The organism is Dyella sp., assembly GCF_035508675.1.
GTDB lineage: Bacteria > Pseudomonadota > Gammaproteobacteria > Xanthomonadales > Rhodanobacteraceae > Dyella_B.
The window spans coordinates 1-5,678 of the sequence record NZ_DATJMN010000117.1 but is presented as its reverse complement, the minus strand read 5'-3'; the positions used below and the strand labels follow the sequence as shown (position 1 = coordinate 5,678).

At 62.1% G+C, this 5,678-nt stretch carries 5 protein-coding genes; 2 read left to right on the top strand and 3 right to left on the bottom strand.

Annotated elements, in window-relative coordinates; all coding sequences use genetic code 11:
• Positions 1–12 precede the first annotated feature (12 nt).
• Entirely contained in the window at positions 13–2,217 is a 2,205-nt protein-coding gene (gene katG / locus VMA74_RS06830) for a catalase/peroxidase HPI (RefSeq protein ID WP_325365888.1), read from the top strand.
• 114 nt (positions 2,218–2,331) lie between these two features.
• On the opposite strand, the gene VMA74_RS06825 is transcribed toward katG, so the two are convergent.
• Together VMA74_RS06825 and VMA74_RS06820 are read right to left on the bottom strand one after the other, a co-directional pair.
• Complete coding sequence (locus VMA74_RS06825) at positions 2,332–2,880, bottom strand: response regulator (RefSeq protein WP_325365887.1); 549 nt, start codon at positions 2,878–2,880, stop codon at positions 2,332–2,334.
• Between the two features lie 102 nt (positions 2,881–2,982).
• Positions 2,983–3,387: an RNA-binding S4 domain-containing protein gene (locus tag VMA74_RS06820; protein WP_325365886.1), complete on the bottom strand. Its 405-nt coding sequence runs from the start codon at positions 3,385–3,387 to the stop codon at positions 2,983–2,985.
• An 88-nt stretch (positions 3,388–3,475) separates the two neighbouring features.
• On the opposite strand from VMA74_RS06820, the gene VMA74_RS06815 reads away from it, so the two are divergent.
• Entirely contained in the window at positions 3,476–4,087 is a 612-nt protein-coding gene (locus VMA74_RS06815) for a trimeric intracellular cation channel family protein (protein ID WP_325365885.1), read from the top strand.
• 105 nt (positions 4,088–4,192) lie between these two features.
• On the opposite strand, the gene htpG is transcribed toward VMA74_RS06815, so the two are convergent.
• Positions 4,193–5,678 (bottom strand): molecular chaperone HtpG (gene htpG / locus VMA74_RS06810; RefSeq protein WP_325365884.1); only part of this gene is annotated, 1,486 nt, incomplete at its 5' end.

Genomic DNA, 5,678 nt, shown 5'->3' with positions numbered 1-5,678 from the left:
ACCAGGACTGATATCGCCGCGACTCAGCCACAAACCAACCCAACCGAAGCCAAGTGCCCGGTCGCGCATGGCGCTGGAAAAGTCCACAGCAATGCCGATTGGTGGCCGAACCAGCTGGACCTCTCGGTCCTTCATCAGCATTCCAACCTCTCCAACCCGATGGGCGAAGAGTTCAATTACGCCAAGGAATTCAAGAGCCTGGACCTCAAGGCCGTAGTCAAGGACCTTCGCGCCTTGATGACCGACTCGCAAGAGTGGTGGCCCGCGGACTTTGGCCATTACGGTCCGCTATTCATTCGCATGGCGTGGCACAGCGCCGGCACGTACCGCATCGGCGATGGCCGTGGCGGCGCCGGGGCTGGACAGCAGCGTTTCGCTCCACTTAACAGCTGGCCCGACAACGTAAACCTCGATAAAGCACGCCGGCTGCTGTGGCCAATCAAGCAGAAGTATGGCCGGAAAATCTCCTGGGCCGACCTCATGATTCTCGCCGGCAACGTCGCCCTCGAATCGATGGGCTTCAAAACCTTCGGTTTCGGCGGCGGCCGCGTCGATACATGGGAGCCAGAAGCGGATATCTACTGGGGCCCGGAAGGCAAGTGGCTGGCCGATGAACGCTACAGCGGCGACCGTGACCTTGAGAATCCGCTCGGCGCCGTGCAGATGGGCCTGATCTACGTCAACCCCGAAGGCCCGAACGGCAAGCCGGATCCGGTCGCCGCAGCACGCGACATCCGCGAGACGTTCCTGCGCATGGCGATGAACGATGAGGAAACGGTCGCCCTGATCGCCGGCGGCCACACGTTTGGCAAGACGCATGGCGCAGGCCCGGCAAGTCATGTTGGTCCCGAACCGGAAGCCGCTGGCATCGAAGAAATGGGCCTGGGCTGGAAGAGCAGCTTCGGCACTGGCAAAGGCGCCGATGCCATCACCAGCGGCCTGGAAGTGACCTGGACCAGTTCGCCGACCAAGTGGAGCAACAACTTCTTCTGGAACCTGTTCGGTTACGAATGGGAGCTCACCAAAAGCCCGGCCGGTGCACATCAATGGACGCCGAAGGGCGGTGCCGGCGCCGGCACCGTGCCGGATGCACACGACCGCTCCAAACGCCACGCACCGGCGATGTTGACCACCGACCTCGCCCTGCGCTTCGACCCGGCCTACGAAAAAATTTCGCGCCACTTTCTCGAAAATCCGGATGAATTTGCCGACGCCTTCGCTCGTGCATGGCTCAAGCTCACCCATCGCGACATGGGACCGCGTGCACGCTACCTGGGTTCTGAAGTACCGACCGAAGAGCTGATCTGGCAGGACCCCATTCCTGCGGTCGATCACACGCTGATCGACGAACAGGACATCGCCGCCCTTAAAGCCAAGATCCTGGCGTCCGGCCTGTCCGTGCCGGAACTGGTATCGACGGCCTGGGCATCAGCATCCACGTTCCGCGGCTCCGACAAGCGCGGCGGCGCCAACGGTGCACGCATCCGGCTCGCCCCGCAGAAGGATTGGCAGGCCAACCAGCCGGAACAACTCGCGAAAGTACTTAAGACGCTGGAAGACATCCAGCAGGCCTTCAACCGTGCGCAATCCGGCGGCAAGAAGGTGTCGCTGGCCGATCTGATCGTGCTGGGCGGCTGCGCTGGCGTCGAGCAGGCTGCAAAACACGCCGGCGTGAACGTGGCGGTTCCCTTTGCACCGGGACGGACCGATGCCGCCCAGGAACAGACCGACGTGGAATCCTTCGCCGTACTCGAACCCGTAGCGGACGGCTTCCGCAATTACCTCAAAGGCCAGTTCAGCGTTCCGGCCGAAGTGATGCTGGTCGACAAGGCGCAACTGCTGACACTGACCGCGCCCGAGATGACGGTGCTGATCGGCGGCCTGCGCGTGCTGGATACCAACTTCGGGCATACCAGGCATGGCGTCTTCACCAAGCGGCCGGGTAGCTTGACCAACGACTTCTTTGTCAACCTGCTGGACATGGGCACCACCTGGAAGGCAGCCTCACGTGCACAAGATGTGTTTGAAGGACGTGATCGCACAACCGGCGAACTCAAGTGGACGGGTACGCGCGTCGATCTCGTGTTCGGCTCGAACTCGCAGTTGCGCGCACTGGCGGAAGTCTATGGAAGCGCGGATGCGCAAGAAAAGTTCGTCCGTGACTTCATAGCAGTCTGGAACAAGGTGATGAATCTCGATCGCTTCGATCTGGCGTAAGGGAAAAAGGGCAAGCCGGGAATGCTGTGCTGGCCCAAAAAAAGCGCCGCAGCGTCTTCACGCTGCGGCGTTTCCGTCTGAAGTCAGGCGGCTACCGCTGGGAACGAAGTGAATTCAAGCGGCCATGCCCGAGAGCGTGCTGGGCAGCTCTTCGTAAGGCGTGACCGTTGCAGTGACCACGACCGGCATCGGCACGCGCGCGGGCAAGCGTTCCGCGCGTACCAGTTGATCGATGGATTGCTGCACTTCGCGCAGGCCAAACGGCTTCTTGATGAAGTCGTCGGCGCCGAAGCGCTGCACATAGAATTGTTCGGTGGCTTGCTGGTTGCCGCTGATCATCACGATGGGAATGTGACGCGTCAGCGGGTCATGCCTCAAGGCGCGCAACACCGCGAAACCGTTGATGCCCGGCAACACGATGTCCAGGAAGATCAGCTCCGGCTGCTCGGTCTTGGCCAGCTCGAGGGCGCTTTCGCCATCGGCCGCCTTTTGCACGCCATAACCTTCCTGCTCGAGCATCTTGCCGAGCACTGCGCGAATGGTCGGCGAATCGTCCACCACCAAGCTGCGCAAGCCTTGCGCTGCCTGCATGAGCCGCCGCGTTGGCGTGCTTTCCTGGGCGTGACCGCCCAGCAACCGCTTGAAGAAATCGATCCCGCTCATTGGTTTCCCCCTTTAATCGCTTGTCGCGGCAACCTCTCCCGGGTTACCTGCTTGGCGAAAAGATCATCACGCAGATGAGCGCGGATTTCTGAGATGTGCTGCTCAGGGAAAATCCTTAAGCCGTCGCAATTCCCGACGTTGCTGCTTGTTTGGCCGGGTCGAAGGATGGTTGAGGCCTGCCCCGGTCAGGCGCCGCTGTTCCCGGGCCTGTTCGCGCGCCAGCCGGCTGGCTTCGGTTTCGCGATAAAGCGTCTGGGCCACGCTGGCCGGTCCGCGCAGCTCGGCAAGTGCCAGGATTTCCAGCTCCAGCCGCTCCTCGCCGCGCGTCAGCCGCACGGTATCGCCCACATGCAAGGCCTTGGAAGGCTTGCAGCCACCGCCGTTCACGTCGACCTTGCCACCCTCGATCGCCTGCTTGGCCAGGCTGCGTGTCTCGTACATGCGCGCCGCCCACAGCCAGACATCGGCGCGAACCTCGGCGGGTGTTTCATGGAGTGCGTGTTTCATCGTGGCATTATCGGTTTACGGCCTGGCGGATGCAGGGTAAGTGGGAACGCCAGGTTGCCGAGGCAAGCCTGACGCACGGGGAGTCCGCATGTTGCTCTACCTGCTGGATCTGATCGGAGTGGCCGTGTTCGCTGTCAGCGGCGTGCTGGTGGCGGCGCATTCGGGCATGGATCTGCTCGGCGGCCTGGCGCTGGCCGCATTGACGGCCATCGGCGGCGGTACCTTGCGTGACGTACTGCTCAACCGCGACCCCATTTTCTGGGTGAAGGATGCACGCTATCTGCTGGTGATCCTGGGCGCCGCCGGCTTGACCATGCTTTATCTCGCATGCTTTCCGCCGCCCGGCCAGAGCTTCTTGATTGCCGATGCCCTGGGGCTGGCATTGTTTGCGATCAGCGGCGCACAGATTGCCGAAGCGGCGGGGCTGTCGCCTCTGATCGTGGTGCTGATGGGAACCATCACCGGCACCGCCGGCGGCATGTTGCGCGACGTGATGTGCGCGCGCGTGCCGTTGATCTTCCAGCAGGATCTGTATGCCACGGCGGCGATTGCCGGCATCGTGGCGTATCTGGTTTTGCAAAAGCTCGGCGCGCCGCGCAATGTCGCGGTGAGTGTTGGCGTGGTGGTGATTCTTTTGACGCGCTTGCTGGCGGTCATAGGAGGCATGCATTTGCCGCGCTTGCATCTCATTGCCACCTGAGCACACGGCCATCATTCCCGCTTGCGTGGGAATGATGGCCGCATGAGTTCATGGCTCAGGCTTGTCCATTACTCCATCTGCGCTTCCGGATAGAGCAAGGTGTCCTCAACCCAGCAACACGCGATTCAAGCGTTGCACGAACGCCGCCGGATCAAGCAAGGGCGCACCCGCCGCAATCTCCGCCTGCTCCAACAGCAGGTTGGCGAGATCCTTCGCACGGCCTTCGTCGTTCTCGGCTTCCACCCGCTTGAGCAGTGCATGCTGCGGATTGATCTCCAGCGTGGGCTTGCTGGAGGGCATGTCGTGGCCGGCTTCGCGCAGCAGGCGCGCCAGGTGCGGGGCCATTTCGTAGTCGGACAAGGCCAGGCACGACGGCGAATCGGTCAGGCGGGCCGACACCCGCACGTCGCTGACGCGATCACCCAGCAAGTCTTTCAGCTTCTTCAGCAGCGGCTCGGCGGCCTTGCTGGCTTCTTCCTGCTGCTTCTTGCCTTCTTCGTCCAGCGGCAGCTCGCCCTTGGCGACGTTGCGCAGCTTCTTGCCGCTGTATTCGTTCAAGCTGCCGAGCATCCATTCGTCGATACGGTCGGACATCAGCAGCACTTCAATGTCCTTGGCCTTGAACGCTTCCAGTTGCGGGCTGCCGGCGGCGGCGGCGTGGCTGTCGGCGGTGATGTACCAGATGGTGTCCTGGCTGACCGGCATGCGGCCGATGTAATCATCCAGCGACACGCTCTGTGTGCTGCCCTCGCCCTTGGTGGAGGCGAAGCGCAGCAGCTTGGCGATGCGTTCGCGGTTGGCGTGATCTTCCACGATGCCTTCCTTGAGCGTATTGCCGAAGGCCTTGTAGAAGGTGTTGAACTTCTCCGGCTCATCCTTGGCGAGCTTTTCGATCAGGTCCAGCACGCGCTTCACGCAAGCGGCCTTGATGCGTTCCAACTGGCGGTTCTGCTGCAGGATTTCGCGGCTTACATTGAGCGGGAGATCGTCGGCGTCGACCACGCCGCGCACGAAACGCAGGTAGTTGGGCAGCAACTGCTCCGCCGCGTCCATGATGAAAACGCGCTTGATGTAGAGCTTAAGCCCCTTGCGCTCGTCACGGCCACCCATCGTCAGCTCGAATGGCGGCTGCGAAGGGAGATAGAGCAAGGTGATGTAGCTCTGGTTGCCTTCCACGCGGTTATGCGTCCAGGCCAGCGCGTCGTTGAAATCGTGGCCCAGCGACTTGTAGAAGCTCTGGTATTCCTCGTCACTGATCTCGCTCTTGGGCTTGGTCCACAGCGCGGAGGCGGCGTTGACGGTTTCCCATTCGCCGGTGGGCTTGTCGTCTTTTTCTTCCGGCATGCGGATCGGGAAGGCGACGTGGTCGGAATAGCGTGTGATCAGCGAGCGCAGCTGCCAGCGCTTGAGGAATTCGTCTTCATCGGCTTTCAGGTGCAGCACCACGGCGGTGCCGCGCTCGGGCAGTTCGACCTGCTCCAGCGAATATTCGCCCTTGCCATCACTTTCCCACTTCACGCCTTCGCTGACGGGGGTGCCAGCGCGGCGGCTCAGCACCGTCACCTTGTCCGCCACCACGAAGGCCGAATAG

Excerpts from the sequence above, each read along its gene's own strand:
- VMA74_RS06825 (WP_325365887.1), bottom strand. The coding sequence starts at position 2,880 with ATGAGCGGGATCGATTTCTTCAAGCGGTTGCTGGGCGGTCACGCCCAG.
- VMA74_RS06820 (WP_325365886.1), bottom strand. The coding sequence starts at position 3,387 with ATGAAACACGCACTCCATGAAACACCCGCCGAGGTTCGCGCCGATGTC.
- VMA74_RS06815 (WP_325365885.1), top strand. The coding sequence starts at position 3,476 with ATGTTGCTCTACCTGCTGGATCTGATCGGAGTGGCCGTGTTCGCTGTC.